Here is a 15,605-nt window from a genome sequence, read left to right on the forward strand (position 1 = left end):
GTTGCCCTATCGCAGCAATCTCCAACCCCATACAATTTCCTCCTGCGCTTGACTTCGCAATGAACTGTTGAGGTGTCATAAACGCAGCTTCGCCGACACGTCATGTCGTGCGGCGCAAGACAGGCGCTCGAACCTGTTCGCCCTTGGTCGACTATGGATCAGGAGTGGAGGGACAGAAATTCAACTTTACCGCTCGTAACCAGGTTTTTCTCTCATCCATTGGTCCTCCCGCCGGGATGGTGTAGCATGCCGGACGGCGCCCCGACCCTGGCGGCGCAGTAGCAAGAGGACAAGAATTGAACATCACCATCAACGACGAACTGCGTGCCTTCGTCGACCCGCTGACCGACATCGAATATGCCGCGCTCGAGCGCAGCCTCCTTGCCGAGGGCTGCCGCGACGCGCTGGTGCTGTGGCGCGACACGCTCATCGACGGCCACAACCGCTACGAGATCTGCCAGAAGCACGGCATTCCCTTCCGCACCGTCCATAACAACAACTTCGCGTCGATCGACGACGTGATGCTGTGGATGATCGACAACCACCTGGCCCGCCGCAGCGTGTCGGACTTCCAGCGCGGCGTGCTGGCCCTGAAGAAGAAGGAAATCGTCACCGCCCGCCTGGCCGAGCAGATGGCCCAGGAGCCGCCCAAGCCCGAGGCTGACGACCTGGATTCGCGCCCGCCGCCGCCGTGGAACACCCGCGAAGAGGTGGCCAAGGCGGCGCGCGTGTCGGCCAACACCATCAGCCAGATCGAGCGCATCCAGAAAGCCGCGACGCCGGAACTGCGCGAGGCCGTGCGCACCGGCGCCATCTCGATCAATGCCGCCGCCAACGTCGCCCAGCTGCCCGAAGAAGTGCAGAAGGCGGCCGTCGCGGGCGGGCGTAAGGAGCTGCAGCAGGCCGCGCGCCAGGTGCGCGAACAGAAGATGGCCAGCCGCCCGAAGAAGGAGACGCCGCCAGCCGACCCGGCCGACGAGCTGGCCGCCGCGCGCGCCGAGATCGCCTCGCTGAAGGACCGCGTCGCCACGCTGCTGAACGAGAACGAAGTGCTCAAGCAGCGCCTGGTCCACGCCGGCGCCGCCTAGGCGCCATCGCCCATAACAACAAGGAACAACAAGGAGACCACGCATGTTCATCCCCCGCCACATCCTGCCGTTCGCGCTTGCCGGCGCGTTCGGCGCCGCCTTTCCCATGGCCGCCGTTGCGCGCGATGCGGCGCCCGAGGCGGTGCCCGAGGCTGCGCCCGCGGTAAATCAGGCCGCAAGGCAGGCCCCCGGCGCCGCCGAACTGGCGCGCTGGAAGAAGACGGCGGCGCGGGTGACGATCATGCGCGACAAGTGGGGCATTCCGCACGTGTTCGGCAAGACCGATGCGGACGCCGTGTTCGGCCTGCTGTACGCCCAGGCCGAGGACGACTTCAACCGCGTCGAGCTCAACTACATCAACGCGATGGGCCGCCTGGCCGAGGTCGAAGGCGAGAAGGAGATCTGGCGCGACCTGCGCATGAAGATGTACATCCAGCCTTCCGACATGCAGGCCAAGTACGCGGCCAGCCCGGCCTGGCTCAAGGCATTGATGAACGCCTTCGCCGACGGCCTGAACTACTACCTGCATACGCACCCGGAAGTGAAGCCGAAGCTGATCACCCGCTTCGAGCCCTGGATGGCGCTCTCGTTCAGCGAGGGCAGCATCGGCGGCGACATCGAATCGATCGACCTGAAGGAACTGGAGCGCTTCTACGGCAAGCGCCCGCAGGCGACGCCACGGGACACGGCGGCGCTGGCCAACGGCCACGATGCCGAGCCGCGCGGCTCGAACGGCTTCGCCATCGCCCCCAAGCTGTCCGCTTCCGGCAATGCGCTGCTCCTGATTAACCCCCATACCTCGTTCTACTTCCGTCCGGAAGTGCACATGGTCAGCGAAGAGGGCTTGAACGCCTATGGCGCCGTCACCTGGGGCCAGTTCTTCATCTACCAGGGCTTCAACGACAAGACCGGCTGGATGCACACCTCGGGCGGCGGCGACGTGATCGACGAGTACCTCGAAACGGTGGTCGAGAAGGGCGGCAAGTTCTTCTACAAGTACGGCAAGCAGGAGCGGCAGGTAAAGGCGGTGCCGGTCACGCTGCCCTACAAGACCCCGTCCGGCGCCATGGCCAGCAAGACCATCACCGCTTATTTCACCCACCACGGCCCGATCGTGCGCGAGGAAGCGGGCAAGTGGGTGTCCGTCAAGATGATGGACGAGCCGCTCAAGGCCCTCACGCAGTCGTACACCCGCACCAAGGCGCGCGACTACGACGCCTTCTACAAGGCGATGGAACTGCGCACGAATTCCTCGAACAACACCGTGTACGCCGATGCGAAGGGCAACATCGCCTACTTCCACGGCAACTTCATCCCGAAGCGCGACCCGCGCTTCGACTGGACCAAGCCTGTGGACGGCAGCAACCCGGCCACGGAATGGCAGGGTCTGCACCAGATCAAAGAAACGATCACGCTGTTCAATCCGGCCAGCGGCTACATTTCGAACACCAACAACTGGCCGTTCAGCGCCTCGGGTGCGAGCAGCCCGAAGCGCCAGGACTACCCTGACTACATGTGGTCGCTGCCCGAAAACGCGCGCGGACGTCACGCCGAGCGCGTGCTCAAGGATGCCAAGGGCTTCACCCTCGACAGCCTGATCGCGGCTGCCTACGACAGCCACCTGACCGCCTTCGAGCCGCTGCTGCCGCAGCTGCTGGCCGACTACGACGCACTGCCCGCAAGCGACGCGCGCAAGGCCGCGCTGGCAGGGCAGGTCGCGGCGCTGCGCGCCTGGGACCTGCGCTATGGCGTGGCCTCGGTGCCGACTTCGCTGGCGATCTACTGGGGCCAGGACATGGTCGCCCAGCACGCGCAGCGCGCCCGTGCGGCGAACGTGCCAACCGTCGACTTCATCACGAACAGCCTGAACCCGCAGGAGCGCCTGGCGTCGCTGCAGCGCGCCTCCGACAAGCTGGTCGCCGACTTCGGCACCTGGCAGACGCCGTGGGGCGAGATCAACCGCTTCCAGCGCATCAGCGGCGACATCGACCAGCAGTACGACGACAGCAAGCCGAGCTGGCCGGTGGCCTTTGCCTCGGCCAACTGGGGTTCGCTGGCCTCGTTCGGCATGGTGGCCAAGCAGAAGACCAAGCGCATCTACGGCGATCGCGGCAACAGCTTCGTCGCCGTGGTCGAGTTCGGTCCAAAGGTGCGGGCCAAGAGCATCCTGGCCGGCGGCAACAGCAGCAACCCGGCCTCGAAGCACTTCGCCGACCAGGCCGAGATGTACAGCCGCGGCGAGTTCAAGGATGTCCTGTTCTACAAGGAAGACATCGAGCAGCACCTGGAGCGCAAGTACCATCCGGGCGAGTAGGGTGTGCGGCTGCGTCACGCCCACGGGAGAACCAGAATGCGGATGAGCGAGCGAGACAAGATGCTGGCGGGCCAACCCTACCATGCCGGCGACCCGGAACTGGTGGCCGAGCAGGCCGCCACCGCCGCCTGGCTCGCGCGCTACAATGCCGCGCTGGGCCAGCCGGCGGCGGTCTGGCGCACCCTGCTGGCCGAACGCCTGGCGGGCCTGGGCGAGGGCAGCATCGTGCGCCCGCCGTTCCACTGCGACTACGGCTGGAACATCCGCATCGGCAGCAGGGTCTTCGTCAACTTCAACTGCATCATCCTCGACGTCGCCGCGGTGCGCATCGGCGACGACACCCGCATCGGCCCGGCGGTGCAAATCTATACCGCCGAGCATCCGATGGACGCGGCCGTGCGCCGCGGCGGCCTGGAGTCGGGGCGGCCGGTGACGATCGGCAGCAACGTCTGGATCGGCGGCGGCGCCATCATCCTGCCCGGGATCACGATCGGCGACGATGCCGTGATCGGGGCTGGGAGCGTGGTCACGCACGACGTGCCGGCAGGCGTTTGCGTGGCCGGTAATCCGGCCCGTCCGCACGGTGCCTGAGGCGGCTTCCCCACTGGTGCCGCCGCGACCCCGCTTGTTATAATTCCAAAATTCTCCCGCACTTCGACGTCGGCAGCATCTGTACGCAACCCCGCACGCAAACTCCGCACGCAAAAACAAGGCCGTGGCAAAACTCTATTTCAGGTATTCGGCGATGAACGCCGGCAAATCGACCTCGCTGCTGCAGGTGGCGCACAACTATGAAGAGCAGGGCCAGCAGGTCAAGCTCTACACGGCGGCGATCGACGACCGCTACGGCGTCGGCGTGATCACGTCGCGCCTGGGACCGCAGCGCCAGGTCGACCTGTTCGACCGCGACACCGATTTCCTGGCCACGGCGCCGGCGGTGGCCTGCATCCTGGTGGACGAAGCCCAGTTCCTCACCACCGCGCAGGTGCAGCAACTGCACCAGGTGGCCCAGGTGCGCGGCGTTCCCGTCATCTGCTACGGCCTGCGCAGCGACTTCCGCGGCGAACCCTTCCCCGGTTCGGCCTACCTGCTGGCGCTGGCCGACGACATCGAGGAAATCAAGAACATCTGTACCTGCGGCAAGAAGGCGACCATGAACATCCGCGTCGATGCCGAGGGACGGCGCATCCGCGAAGGCGAGCAGGTGAGCATTGGCGGCAACGAAAGCTACCGCCAGGCCTGCGGCCGCTGCTTCTACAGTTCCAACTGACCCGGACCGGACCATGGCGCTGCAGGACTGCGCGGCCTGGCTGCCGTCCACGGCGTGTGGCGGCGCCGGCGTGTTCGCCGACATGCTGCTGTACCTGGTGCCGTCGGGCGCCCTGGCCCTGCTGCTGTGGATCGCATCGCGCGCCCATCCGGCCTTCTTCGTGTTCACGGCGGCCGGCACCCTGTGCCACGAACTGGCGCATTTCTCGGTCGGCCTGCTGACCAATGCCGAGCCGGTCGGCATGAGCGTGATCCCGCGCCGTATCAAGCGCCCCCGCGGCGCAGCGGGGAAGGGTCATAACTGGGAACTCGGTTCGGTGACCTTCGCCAACCTGCGCTGGTATAACGCGGCCCCGAGCGCCCTGGCGCCGCTGCTGGTGCTGGGCCTGCCGTTCGCCGTGGCCTGGTGGCGCACCCGGCACGGCTGGGTGTTCGAACCGCTCGACCTGCTGCTGGCGCTGTTGCTCGCACCCCAGTTCCTGTCCTTCTGGCCGTCGCCGGTCGACTGGCGGCTGGCCGCGCGCTCCTGGCCCTGGATCCCCTTGATCCTTGCCGTACTGGCCATCATCTGGCACGTCGAACTGCTCCAGCTTGTCAAAGGGTGAATGCTTGGCTTATGCCAGCCTTAAGTCCTTCGCCTTTGCCGCCTTAAAAGCATGCAAGCTGGCTCTGCCCGCATACGGCTTCCTGTAGAATGGGCCGCATCGTGCGGTCAGTGCCGCCAGCCCCGGCGCCAGCGCCGGGGGCGCAAGAATTCCGATTCGGAGAGCAACGAATGAAGAAGCACCATCTGTTCATGGCCGCAATGGCCTTCGCCATGTCCGCCCACGTGGTGACCGCCCAGCCGGAAAAGGAAAAGGCCGCGCCCGCGCCCGCGCAGCCGGTGAAGGTCGCGTCCGTCAAGGCCGCCGCCGCCGGCTCTGCCGCGGGAACGCTGCAGATGAAACCGCTTGCCGAGCAGACCCAGGCGGCGCTGTGGGCCTCGCGGGTGCTGGGCCGCTACCACTACAAGGTGGTGCCGCTCGACGACGCGATGTCGGTCAAGATCTTCGACAATTACTTCCAGTCGCTCGACAGCGAGAAGCTCTACTTCACGCAGGTCGACATGGACGGCTTCGCGCCGCTGCGCACCAAGATGGACGATGCGATCAACCAGGAGGACCTGACCGGTCCGTTCGCCATCTACAACCTGTACCAGAAGCGTTTCACCGAGCGCATGACCTACGCGCGCGAGCTGCTCAAGACCACGCCCGATTTCACCCTCGACGAGACGCTCGAGCTCGACCGCGAAAAGGCGCCGTGGGCCAAGTCCGAGGCCGAGATCCGCGAGCTGTGGCGCAAGCGCGTCAAGAACGACTGGCTGCGCCTGAAGCTTGCAGGCAAGGACGATAAGGCAATCCGCGCGACGCTCGACAAGCGCTACGACAACTATGTCGGCCGCATCCGCAAGCTGAACAACGAGGACGTGTTCCAGATGTTCATGAACGCGTACGCCACTGCCATCGAGCCGCATACCAACTACCTGGGTCCGCGCTCGGCCGACAACTTCGACATCGCCATGCGCCTGTCTCTGGAAGGCATCGGCGCGGTGCTGCAGTCGCGCGACGAATACACGGTGATCCGCGAGATCGTCCCGGGCAGCCCGGCGGCGCTGTCGGGCAAGCTGAAGGTCGGCGACCGTATCGTCGGGGTGGCGCAGGGCAATGGCCCGTTCACCGACGTGCTCGGCTGGCGCATCGACGACGTCGTGCAGCTGGTGCGCGGCGAGAAGGGCTCGGTCGTGCGCCTGGACGTGCTGCCGGGCGATGCCGGTCCGGACGCCAAGCACGTGACCGTGTCGATGGTGCGCAAGAAGATCAGCATGGAAGAGCAGGCGGCCAAGAAGTCGATCATCGAAGTCAAGGACGGCGCCGTCAAACGCCGCATCGGCGTCATCTCGCTGCCGACCTTCTATCTCGATTTCGAAGGGCGCCGCCGCGGCGACAAGGATTATCGCAGCGCGACGCGCGACGTGGCCCGCATCCTTGGCGAACTCAAGAAGGAGAAGGTCGACAATGTCCTGATCGACCTGCGCAACAACGGCGGCGGTTCCCTCACCGAGGCCGTCGAGCTGACCGGCCTGTTCATCGACAAGGGGCCGGTGGTGCAGCAGCGTGACGCGAGCGGCCGGGTCGAAGTGGAATACGACACGGTCCCGGGCCTGGCCTGGGATGGCCCGGTGGGCGTCCTGATCAACCGCGGCTCGGCCTCGGCATCCGAGATCTTCGCCGCCGCGATCCAGGACTACGGCCGCGGTCTCGTCATCGGCGAGCCGAGCTTCGGCAAGGGCACGGTCCAGACCCTGATCAACCTCGACCGCTTCTCGCCTGGTGAAAAGGTGCGCTACGGCGAGCTCAAGATGACCATCGCCCAGTTCTTCCGCATCAATGGCGGCACGACGCAGCTGCGCGGCGTGACGCCGGACATCAAGCTGCCGGTGCTGTCGGACGTCGAGAACTTCGGCGAATCGTCCTACCAGAACGCGTTGCCGTGGGTGGCGATCAAGCCGGCCTCGTACACGGCAGCAGGCGACATCAAGGAGCTGATCGCTCCGCTGCAGAAGCGCCACGAGACGCGCATCGCCAAGGACAAGGAGTTCCAGTTCCTGCAGGAAGACATTGCCGAGGTCATGCGGGTGCGCAAGGAAAATGCGATTTCGCTGAACGAGGCCGTGCGCCGGAAGGAGCGTGACGCCCAGGAAGCGCGCGCCAAGCTGCGCGAGGCGCGCCTGGCAGGGGCCAGCGGCACGGCGAGCGACGAGCCGGCTGCCGGGCCGGGCGGCAAGGAAGCCCGTGGCAAGGTCCCGGCGTCGACCAAACCGGCCAAGGCGGTAGTGGCGGTGCGCGGTGCGCCGCGCCAGGACGATGGCCTCCAGTTCGACGAGCGCGACCTGCAGGCGGAACTGGCGGCCGAGAAGGCGGCCAAGGACGCCAAGGACATCCTGCTGCAGGAAGCCGCTCATATCCTCGCGGATACCGTCGGCATGCTGCGCACCGACACCCGCATGGCCGCGCGCGCCATGCCTTACATGAACCAGCCACGCAGCGGCAATTGACGAGCTTGCGGCGCCCGTATGGGCCGCTGCACGCAAGCCAGCCTCGATCACGAGGCTGGCTTTTTTTTTGCCCGTACATACCCCGCGCACTGTTGAGCTAGCTCTAATGTTGAGTTTTTTTTATTTATGTTAGGATAACTTTACAGTTGCAATAACAATAATTGAACGTCATCTAAGGAGTTAATATCATGGCAATTCGTCACCTCGTTGTTGCTGCGCTGCTCGTCGGCGCAGGTGCTGCCCAGGCTGATACGGTTTCGAGCACGTCCGCACCACCGACCTTCCTGTCCAACTGGACGGCTGGCAACGGGGTTGACGTCCTGGGCTCGGGTGTCCTGCAAGGCAATCTCAAGCTGATCGGCGGAGTTGCTCACTCGGCAGGCTCGGACGCGCGTCTGGAAGACATCCTGAGCGGTGCTGCTGCCGGGACCGTCGGCCAGGACGGCGGACAGGCCACCGTCTTCTTCGCTCGCGGGATCGAAGCGAACTACGCAATCGGACAAAACCTGGCGATCATGGCTGCATCGATGGGCGCCAGCACCTCGCTGGTGAACTCGGCCGAGGGCGCCAAGATCCAGACCGGCGCGCCGGCTACCTCCGGCGGGGGCGCTGCCACGGGCGGCGGCAACGCCGGCGGCAATGGCGCTGGCAATGGTAACGGTGCCGGCAACGGCAACGGTGCTGGCAATGGCAACGGCGCCGGCGCCGGCAATGGCAATGGCAACGGGAACGGCGCCGGCAACGGCAATGGAAACGGTCTCGGCAACGGCAATGTGCCGAATGACAGCGGCCTGATCCCAGCGCCTGGCAATTCCGAAAACGCCAACCTGGGCAACAGCGGCCAGCAGCGTCCGGGCCAGGGCCAGCAGAATTCGACCGCCATCCCTGAGCCGTCGAGCGTCGCACTGATGCTCGCAGGCCTGCTGGGTGCCGGTGCGCTGACCCGCCGCCGCGCACGCTGATCGGTCGCGCCGCAGGGCTGGCCGCCGGCCCTGCAGCTAGCGCAGCAATCCCCCTCGGCGGCAAGTTTGTCATGTACAATCCTTGTGAACGATCGTGCTTTTCCGGGCGACGATAACAAGGAGACGACATGGACCTGCATTACACGGACGAGGACCTGGCCTTTCGCGACCAGGTCCGCGCCTTTCTCGATTCCCACCTTCCCAAAGACCTGCAAGCCAAGGTGCTGGGCCACCGGCGGCTGAGCAAGGACGACTTCGTCCGCTGGCACAAGATCCTGGCGCAACAGGGCTGGGTCGCACCCGGCTGGCCGGTCGAATTCGGCGGCCCGGGCTGGACGCCGGTACAGCGCCACATCTTCGAGGAAGAGTGCGCGCGCGCCGGCACGCCACGCGTCATGCCTTTCGGGATCGACATGGTGGCGCCCGTGATCATGGCCTTCGGTTCCCAGCAGCAGAAGGACTACTACCTGCCACGGATCCTGTCGTGCGAGGATTGGTGGTGCCAGGGCTATTCGGAGCCCGGATCGGGTTCCGACCTTGCCTCGCTCAAGACCACGGCCGTGCGCGGCGTGGACGAGGAGGGCGAGCACTACATTGTCAACGGCCAGAAGACCTGGACCACGCTGGCGCAGCATGCCGACATGATCTTCTGCCTGGTGCGCACCGATCCTTCCGTGCGCAAGCAGGAAGGCATCTCGTTCCTGTTGATCGACATGCATTCGCCGGGTGTCACCGTGCGCCCGATCATCATGCTCGACGAAGACCACGAAGTGAACGAAGTTTTCTTCGACAACGTGCGGGTGCCTACGGCGAACCTGGTAGGGCAGGAGAACCGCGGCTGGACCTACGCCAAGTACCTGCTGGGCCACGAGCGCACCGGTATCGCGGCGGTCGGCCGCAGCAAGCGCGAACTGGCCTTCCTCAAGCGGCTGGCGCGCCGCGAGCAGAAGAACGGCCGGTCGCTGCTGGAGGACCCGCTGTTCGCGGCGAAGGTCGCGGAGCTCGAGATCGAACTGATCGCGCTCGAGATGACCGTGCTGCGCGTGCTGGCCCAGGAAAGCCGGGCGCCAGGGCCGGAAGCCTCGGTGCTGAAGGTGCGCGGCACCGATATCCAGCAGATGCTGACGGAACTGATGCTGGAGGCGGCCGGCCCGATGGCGCTGCCGTTCGACGCGGCCTATCTCGAAGGCCAGGCCGAGCACAGCGTCGCCGGCGACGACGACGCCGCGCCGCTGGCCTCGTACTACTTCAATTATCGCAAGACCTCCATCTACGGAGGCTCGAACGAAATCCAGCGCAACATCATTTCCCAGATGATCCTGGGGCTGTGAGGAGAGACGCATGAACTTCAATTTCAAGGAAGAGCAGCTCCAGTTCGCCGATGCGCTCAAGCGCTGGATCGGGCGCGACTACGGGTTCGAGCAGCGCCGCGCCATCGTGGCCTCGCCCCAGGGTACGTCCGCCCAGGCCTGGGCCACGCTGGTGGAGCTGGGCATGACGGCCTTGCCGGTGCCGGAGGAGCAGGGCGGGTTCAGCGGCAGTGCCGTGGACATGTTCGTCGTCATGCGCGAGCTGGGACGCGGCCTGGTGGTCGAGCCGTATTTCGCGACCGTGCTGGGCGCGCAGTTCCTGAAGCTGGGCGGCGCGCATGCGCCCTTGCTGGAGCAGGTCGCCGCCGGCGACCTGAAACTGGCCTGCGCGCTCGGCGAGCGCCAGTCGCGCCACGACCTGCGCGATATCGCCACCCATGCCACCCGTGTGGAGGGCGCGGATAGCCGCTGGCGCCTGTCGGGCGAAAAGAAGGCGGTGCTCCATGGGGCCGAGGCGGACGTCCTGGTGGTGTCCGCGCGCAGCACGGGCGGGCAGCGCGACGAGGCAGGCATCACGCTGTTCGCCGTGCCGTGCGACACCCCCGGCGTGCAGGTGACCGGCTACCGCACCCTCGACGGCCTGCGCGCCGCCGACGTGCGCTTCGATGGCGTGGAGCTGCCGGCCGGCGCCCTCGTCGGCCAGCCGGGCGCCGGCTGGGACATCCTGGACGCGGCTTCCGACTACGGCGCCGGCCTGCTGTGCGCCGAAGCCCTCGGCGCGATGGAAGCGCTGTTCGACGCCACGCTGGACTACCTCAAGACGCGCCAGCAGTTCGGCGTTCCGATCGGCAAGTTCCAGGCGCTGCAGCACCGCATGGCGGACATGTATATGCACCTGGAGCAGGCGCGCTCGATGGCGCTGCTGGCCGCGGTCACGCTCGCGTCCCCTGACGCGGGCGAGCGCCGCCGCGTGGTGTCGGCGGCCAAATACCGCGTCGGCCAGGCCGCACGCTTCATCGGCCAGCAGGCGGTGCAGCTGCATGGCGGCATGGGCGTGACCGATGAACTGGCGGCGGCGCACTACTTCAAGCGCCTGACCATGATCGACCTGACGCTGGGCGACCGCGACCACCACCTGGCCCGCTTCGTCGCGCAGCCCGGTTTCCGGGAGGCCGCATGAGCGGGGCGGCCGTCAGGGAGCTGCCGGCCAGGCAGTGGTACTTCGAGGACTTCCATCCGGGGCAGGAGATCGACCTGGGCGAGCGCACCGTGACCGAGGAAGAAATCGTCGCCTTCGCGCGCGAATTCGACCCGCAGCCCTTCCACGTCGACCGCGAGGCGGCCAGCGCCTCGATCTACGGCGGCGTGATCGCCAGCGGCTGGCATACCTGCAGCATGATGATGCGGATGGTGGTGGACGGCCTGATGTGCTCCGCGTCGAGCATGGGCTCGCCGGGGCTGGACGGCGTGCGCTGGCTGCGGCCGCTGCGCGCCGGCGACACCTTGCGGGTGCGCTACCTCACCACCCGGGTCAAGGCCTCGGACTCGAAGCCGGACCGCGGCGTGGTGTGGTCGAAGTGGGTCGCAAGCAACCAGCACGGCGAGGAAATCTGCACCATCGAGGGGATGGGCATGTTCGGACGGCGGCCCGCTACCGAGCCGGGCAGCGGAGGAAGCGACCATGCCTGAACGCCTGAGCTTTGCCGGCCTGCCCGGCCTGGTCGGCGCCGAGGTGGCGGTGTCCGGCTGGTTCACCGTCGGCCAGGACCGCGTCGACGCCTTCGCCGAGGCCACCGAGGACCGCCAGTGGATCCATACGGACCCGGCGCGCTGCGCGCGCGAGTCCCCGTTTCGCGCGCCGGTGGCGCACGGCTTCCTGACCCTGTCGCTGCTGCCTGCGATGCTGGAAAGCGCGCTGGTCATCGAGGGCATGCGCATGGGACTGAATTATGGGCTCAACAAGGTGCGCTTCCCGGCGCCACTGCCGGCGGGTAGCCGGGTGCGCGGGCGCTGGACGCTGGGGGCGGCGGAGCCGATCGAGGGCGGGCTGCAGCTCACCTGGGACGTGACGGTCGACAGCGAGGGCGGCACACGGCCGGTCTGCGCCGCCGAGTTCCTGGTGCGCGCCTACGCTTGAATCTGTAGGGTGGGCGGCTCCACCTGGGCGCGCGAACAACCCGTTGCACGGATGCCGCCCACGCGTTCATCTCTCCTTCGAGCAGAGCGAACGCTATTCAAGTTCCGCTTGGACGCGTGGGCGGCGCACACGACACTCGCCGTTTACATTGCAGGGTGGAGCCGCCCACCCTACGAATCGACGACCCCGGAGGCGCGGCTGGAGCTCACGCTTCCCGCCTGGCGTACTTCGCCAGTTCCAGCTTCGCAATCGCATTGCGGTGTACCTCGTCCGGCCCGTCGGCCAGGCGCAGCGCGCGGTTCCCGGCCCACTGCCAGGCCAGCGGGAACTCCTCCGATACGCCGGCCGCGCCGTGCGCCTGGATCGCCCAGTCCAGCACGTCCTGCGCCACGGTCGGCGCCAGTACCTTGATCATCGCGATCTCGGCCTGCGCGTGCTTGTTGCCCACTGTATCCATCATCCAGGCGGCCTTGAGCGTCAGCAGGCGTGCGGTGTCGATGCGGATGCGCGACTCGGCGATGCGCTCGCGCCAGACGCCCTGCTCGGAGATCTTGCGCCCGAACGCGACCCGGCTGTCCAGCCGCCTGCACATCAGTTCCAGTGCACGTTCGGCCACGCCGATGGCGCGCATGCAGTGGTGGATGCGGCCCGGCCCCAGGCGGCCCTGGGCAATCTCGAAGCCGCGGCCTTCGCCCAGCAGCATGTTCGAGGCCGGCACGCGCACGTTCTCGAACAGGATTTCGCAGTGCCCGTGCGGGGCGTCGTCGTAGCCGAACACCGGCAGCGGACGCACGATGGTGATGCCCGGCGCGTCGGCCGGCACCACGATCATCGACTGCTGCTGGTGGCGGGCCGCCTGCGGGTCGGTCTTGCCCATCACGATGAAGACCTTGCAGCGCGGATCGCCGGCACCGGAGATCCACCATTTGTGGCCGTTGATCACGTAGTCGCCTCCCACGCGCTCGATACGGGTGGCGATGTTGGTCGCATCGGACGACGCGACATCCGGCTCGGTCATGGCGAATGCCGAGCGGATCTCGCCGCGCAGCAGCGGCTCCAGCCATTGGCGCTTGATGTCCTCCGATGCGTAGCGCTCCAGCGTTTCCATGTTCCCGGTGTCCGGCGCCGAACAGTTGAAGACTTCGGGCGCCCAGGGCACGCGGCCCATGATCTCGCACAGCGGGGCGTAGTCGAGGTTCGACAGGCCTTCCGGCGCGCGCGCCGATCTCGGCAGGAACAGGTTCCAGAGGCCGGCTTCGCGCGCGAGCGGCTTGAGCCGTTCGATGAGCGCCAGCGGCAGCCAGCGCGTGCCCTTGTCGCGCGCATTGGCGGCGATCTCCTCGCCGTAGGCGCGTTCGTTGGGGTAGATGTGTTCATCCATGAAGGCGAGCAGGCGCGCCTGCAGCTCCTTGCAGCGCTCCGAATAGGCGAAATCCATGTGGTGTCCTTGTCCTCGTTGATGCTTCAGCCGCGGCTGCGCGAAGCGAAAGCCCAGGCCATCTCGGCCATTGGCCGTGCCGCCTTGCCGTTCTCCAGGGCCTGTGCACTGGAAGCGGTGCCGTCCACGTAGCGCTTCATGATGCCCTGCATGATCCCGGCCAGGCGGAACATGTTGTAGGCCAGGTAGAAGTCGAAGTCCTCGGTACGGATGGTTTTTCCGGTGCGCTCGCAGTAGCGCGCCACGTACTGTTCCATCGTCGGGATGCCGAGGGCTTGCAGGTCCAGGCCCGCGATGCCGCGGAAACGTCCCGGCGGGATGTGCCAGCTCATGCAGTGATAGGAGAAGTCGGCGAAGGGGTGGCCCAGCGTCGACAGTTCCCAGTCGAGCACGGCCAGGATGCGCGGCTCGGTGGGGTGGAAGATCATGTTGTCGAGACGGTAGTCGCCATGCACGATGGCGGTGTCGTCGCCCGGCGGGATGTGCTGCGGCAGCCAGTCGATCAGGCGGTCCATGGCTTCGATCGGCTCGGTGCTCGATGCCTGGTACTGCTTCGTCCAGCGCTCGATCTGGCGCGCGAAATAATTGCCGGGCTTGCCGTAGTCGCCCAGCCCGAGGGCGGCGTAGTCCGCCGTGTGGAGCTGGGCGATGACGCGGTTCTGCTCGTCGTAGATGGCGGCGCGCTCGTCGACGCTCATGCCGGGCAGCGACTGGTCCCACAGCACCCGGCCTTCGACGAACTCCATCAGGAAGAAGGCGCGGCCGATCACCGCTTCGTCCAGGCACAGGGCCAGCTGGCGCGGCACCGGGAAGCCGGCCCCGTGCAGCGCGTTCATCACGCGGTACTCGCGGTCGATGGCGTGGGCCGAGGGCAACAGCCTGGCGGCGGGGCCGGGCTTGGTGCGCAGCACGTAGTGCCTGCCGTCGGCGCTGACCTTGAAAGTGGGGTTCGACTGGCCGCCCCTGAACTGCTCGACCAGCAGGGGGCCTGCGGGAAAGCCATCCACGTTCGCCGCCAGCCAGGCGCCCAGGGCCTCGACGTCGAATTTCTGGCGTTCGGACACCGGCTTGGTGCCCATCATCTCCTCGTACATCGCGTCTCCATGATTGTCGGTTGTTCTTCATTCTAGCCTGAACCGCCAGGTAAATGTACGGGCGTGCTATTTCTGGCCGAAAGTTCAGCGGCCCTTGCGGTATTGCTCGAACAACTGCTCCATCGTCGTGGTGCGCGCGCCCGGCTGCAATGGCTGTGGCGGCACATGGTTGACGAAGCGGACCACCCAGTCGGCCGGGTCCTCGCCGACGTCGAGCGCGTTGATGCAGCCGGCCGCCTGGGCCAGGCCGCCCAGGAACAGGCGCTGGCCGGTGAGGGCAAGCGACAGGATCGCGCAGTTCACGCCGCCGTGCAGGACCAGCAGCACCGTGTCCCACTCCGGCTGGGCGCGCAGCCGGTCGATGGCCGGGTGGACCCTGTCCATCATCTCGCCGACCGATTCGCCGCCCAGGAAGCGCTGCTCCTCGTCCACCAGGCCTTCGAAGGCGCCGGTGAAGGCGCGCCGCAATGCGTGGGTGGGAATGGCGGACAGGCGCCCGCCGCGGATTTCGTGCAGTTCCGGCCAGGTTTCGGGAACGAGCGCGGGTTCGGACGCCTGGCCGCTGGCAGCCAATACCCGTAGCGCCGTCTCGACGGTGCGCGGCAGGCCGGACACGATGACGCGGTCGAAGCGTACGCCGGCATCGTAAAAGGCGCGGCCCGCGGCGTCGGCCTGCGCCTGCCCGGCCTCGTTGAGGGGCACGGTCTCGGGCAGGTAGGGCCTGCCGCTGTCGTCGAAGTAGGTCACGCTGCCATGGCGCATCAGGTAGATGCGACGGCGCCGGGGGCGGGTGTCGGGTTCGGGCATGCGGTCTCCTTGTGTCGTGTTGGCGATCTTACACGCGAAGCTCGCGCGCGAGGCGAAACGGCCACAGTTGTCTCTCGCCATGTAATTCCACA

At 66.8% G+C, this 15,605-nt stretch carries 14 protein-coding genes; 11 read left to right on the forward strand and 3 right to left on the reverse strand.

Annotation, left to right across the window (positions count from 1 at the left end; translation table 11 throughout):
* The first annotated feature begins 296 nt into the window (after positions 1 to 296).
* From ACFFJK_RS07345 to ACFFJK_RS07395, 11 genes are all read left to right on the forward strand, one after another.
* A complete protein-coding gene (locus ACFFJK_RS07345) occupies positions 297 to 1,088 on the forward strand; it encodes a ParB N-terminal domain-containing protein (protein ID WP_379678524.1) in 792 nt (263 codons plus the stop codon).
* A gap of 43 nt (positions 1,089 to 1,131) precedes the next feature.
* Positions 1,132 to 3,402, forward strand: a complete 2,271-nt coding sequence (locus ACFFJK_RS07350; protein WP_379678525.1) for a penicillin acylase family protein — start codon at positions 1,132 to 1,134, stop codon at positions 3,400 to 3,402.
* Positions 3,403 to 3,438: 36 nt separating this feature from the next.
* Positions 3,439 to 3,993 carry a sugar O-acetyltransferase gene (locus ACFFJK_RS07355; RefSeq protein ID WP_379678526.1) on the forward strand — a complete coding sequence of 185 codons (555 nt, stop codon included), beginning with the start codon at positions 3,439 to 3,441 and terminating at the stop codon, positions 3,991 to 3,993.
* Between the two features lie 124 nt (positions 3,994 to 4,117).
* On the forward strand, positions 4,118 to 4,672 hold the full coding sequence (locus tag ACFFJK_RS07360) for a thymidine kinase (protein ID WP_379678527.1): 555 nt from the start codon (positions 4,118 to 4,120) through the stop codon (positions 4,670 to 4,672).
* A gap of 13 nt (positions 4,673 to 4,685) precedes the next feature.
* Positions 4,686 to 5,276, forward strand: a complete 591-nt coding sequence (locus ACFFJK_RS07365) for a hypothetical protein (RefSeq protein ID WP_379678528.1) — start codon at positions 4,686 to 4,688, stop codon at positions 5,274 to 5,276.
* A 170-nt stretch (positions 5,277 to 5,446) separates the two neighbouring features.
* Positions 5,447 to 7,765: a carboxy terminal-processing peptidase gene (locus tag ACFFJK_RS07370; protein ID WP_379678529.1), complete on the forward strand. Its 2,319-nt coding sequence runs from the start codon at positions 5,447 to 5,449 to the stop codon at positions 7,763 to 7,765.
* Between the two features lie 188 nt (positions 7,766 to 7,953).
* A complete protein-coding gene (locus ACFFJK_RS07375; RefSeq protein ID WP_379678531.1) occupies positions 7,954 to 8,727 on the forward strand; it encodes a PEP-CTERM sorting domain-containing protein in 774 nt (257 codons plus the stop codon).
* Positions 8,728 to 8,855: 128 nt separating this feature from the next.
* Positions 8,856 to 10,058: an acyl-CoA dehydrogenase family protein gene (locus ACFFJK_RS07380; RefSeq protein WP_379678532.1), complete on the forward strand. Its 1,203-nt coding sequence runs from the start codon at positions 8,856 to 8,858 to the stop codon at positions 10,056 to 10,058.
* Between the two features lie 10 nt (positions 10,059 to 10,068).
* Positions 10,069 to 11,217 carry an acyl-CoA dehydrogenase family protein gene (locus ACFFJK_RS07385; RefSeq protein WP_379678533.1) on the forward strand — a complete coding sequence of 383 codons (1,149 nt, stop codon included), beginning with the start codon at positions 10,069 to 10,071 and terminating at the stop codon, positions 11,215 to 11,217.
* On the forward strand, positions 11,214 to 11,726 hold the full coding sequence (locus tag ACFFJK_RS07390; protein WP_379678534.1) for a MaoC family dehydratase: 513 nt from the start codon (positions 11,214 to 11,216) through the stop codon (positions 11,724 to 11,726). Before ACFFJK_RS07385 ends, ACFFJK_RS07390 begins: the two co-directional genes overlap by 4 nt.
* Entirely contained in the window at positions 11,719 to 12,174 is a 456-nt protein-coding gene (locus ACFFJK_RS07395; protein ID WP_379678535.1) for a MaoC family dehydratase, read from the forward strand. The genes ACFFJK_RS07390 and ACFFJK_RS07395 overlap by 8 nt, the downstream gene beginning before the upstream one ends.
* Before the next feature lie 205 nt (positions 12,175 to 12,379).
* Here the strand turns inward: ACFFJK_RS07395 and ACFFJK_RS07400 are convergent, their stop codons facing one another.
* From ACFFJK_RS07400 to ACFFJK_RS07410, 3 genes are all read right to left on the reverse strand, one after another.
* Positions 12,380 to 13,612, reverse strand: coding sequence for an acyl-CoA dehydrogenase family protein (locus ACFFJK_RS07400; RefSeq protein ID WP_379678536.1), 1,233 nt, complete (start codon positions 13,610 to 13,612; stop codon positions 12,380 to 12,382).
* Between the two features lie 26 nt (positions 13,613 to 13,638).
* A complete protein-coding gene (locus tag ACFFJK_RS07405) occupies positions 13,639 to 14,706 on the reverse strand; it encodes a phosphotransferase (RefSeq protein WP_379678537.1) in 1,068 nt (355 codons plus the stop codon).
* Positions 14,707 to 14,790: 84 nt separating this feature from the next.
* Positions 14,791 to 15,513: a histidine phosphatase family protein gene (locus ACFFJK_RS07410; RefSeq protein WP_379678538.1), complete on the reverse strand. Its 723-nt coding sequence runs from the start codon at positions 15,511 to 15,513 to the stop codon at positions 14,791 to 14,793.
* Between the last annotated feature and the right edge of the window lie 92 nt (positions 15,514 to 15,605).

Source organism: Massilia consociata (genome assembly GCF_042432755.1).
Classification (GTDB): Bacteria; Pseudomonadota; Gammaproteobacteria; order Burkholderiales; family Burkholderiaceae_D; genus Telluria; species Telluria consociata.

Excerpts from the sequence above, each read along its gene's own strand:
- ACFFJK_RS07410 (WP_379678538.1), bottom strand. The coding sequence starts at position 15,513 with ATGCCCGAACCCGACACCCGCCCCCGGCGCCGTCGCATCTACCTGATG.
- ACFFJK_RS07350 (WP_379678525.1), top strand. The coding sequence starts at position 1,132 with ATGTTCATCCCCCGCCACATCCTGCCGTTCGCGCTTGCCGGCGCGTTC.
- ACFFJK_RS07355 (WP_379678526.1), top strand. The coding sequence starts at position 3,439 with ATGCGGATGAGCGAGCGAGACAAGATGCTGGCGGGCCAACCCTACCAT.
- ACFFJK_RS07405 (WP_379678537.1), bottom strand. The coding sequence starts at position 14,706 with ATGTACGAGGAGATGATGGGCACCAAGCCGGTGTCCGAACGCCAGAAA.
- ACFFJK_RS07375 (WP_379678531.1), top strand. The coding sequence starts at position 7,954 with ATGGCAATTCGTCACCTCGTTGTTGCTGCGCTGCTCGTCGGCGCAGGT.
- ACFFJK_RS07380 (WP_379678532.1), top strand. The coding sequence starts at position 8,856 with ATGGACCTGCATTACACGGACGAGGACCTGGCCTTTCGCGACCAGGTC.
- ACFFJK_RS07395 (WP_379678535.1), top strand. The coding sequence starts at position 11,719 with ATGCCTGAACGCCTGAGCTTTGCCGGCCTGCCCGGCCTGGTCGGCGCC.
- ACFFJK_RS07385 (WP_379678533.1), top strand. The coding sequence starts at position 10,069 with ATGAACTTCAATTTCAAGGAAGAGCAGCTCCAGTTCGCCGATGCGCTC.
- ACFFJK_RS07390 (WP_379678534.1), top strand. The coding sequence starts at position 11,214 with ATGAGCGGGGCGGCCGTCAGGGAGCTGCCGGCCAGGCAGTGGTACTTC.
- ACFFJK_RS07400 (WP_379678536.1), bottom strand. The coding sequence starts at position 13,612 with ATGGATTTCGCCTATTCGGAGCGCTGCAAGGAGCTGCAGGCGCGCCTG.
- ACFFJK_RS07370 (WP_379678529.1), top strand. The coding sequence starts at position 5,447 with ATGAAGAAGCACCATCTGTTCATGGCCGCAATGGCCTTCGCCATGTCC.
- ACFFJK_RS07365 (WP_379678528.1), top strand. The coding sequence starts at position 4,686 with ATGGCGCTGCAGGACTGCGCGGCCTGGCTGCCGTCCACGGCGTGTGGC.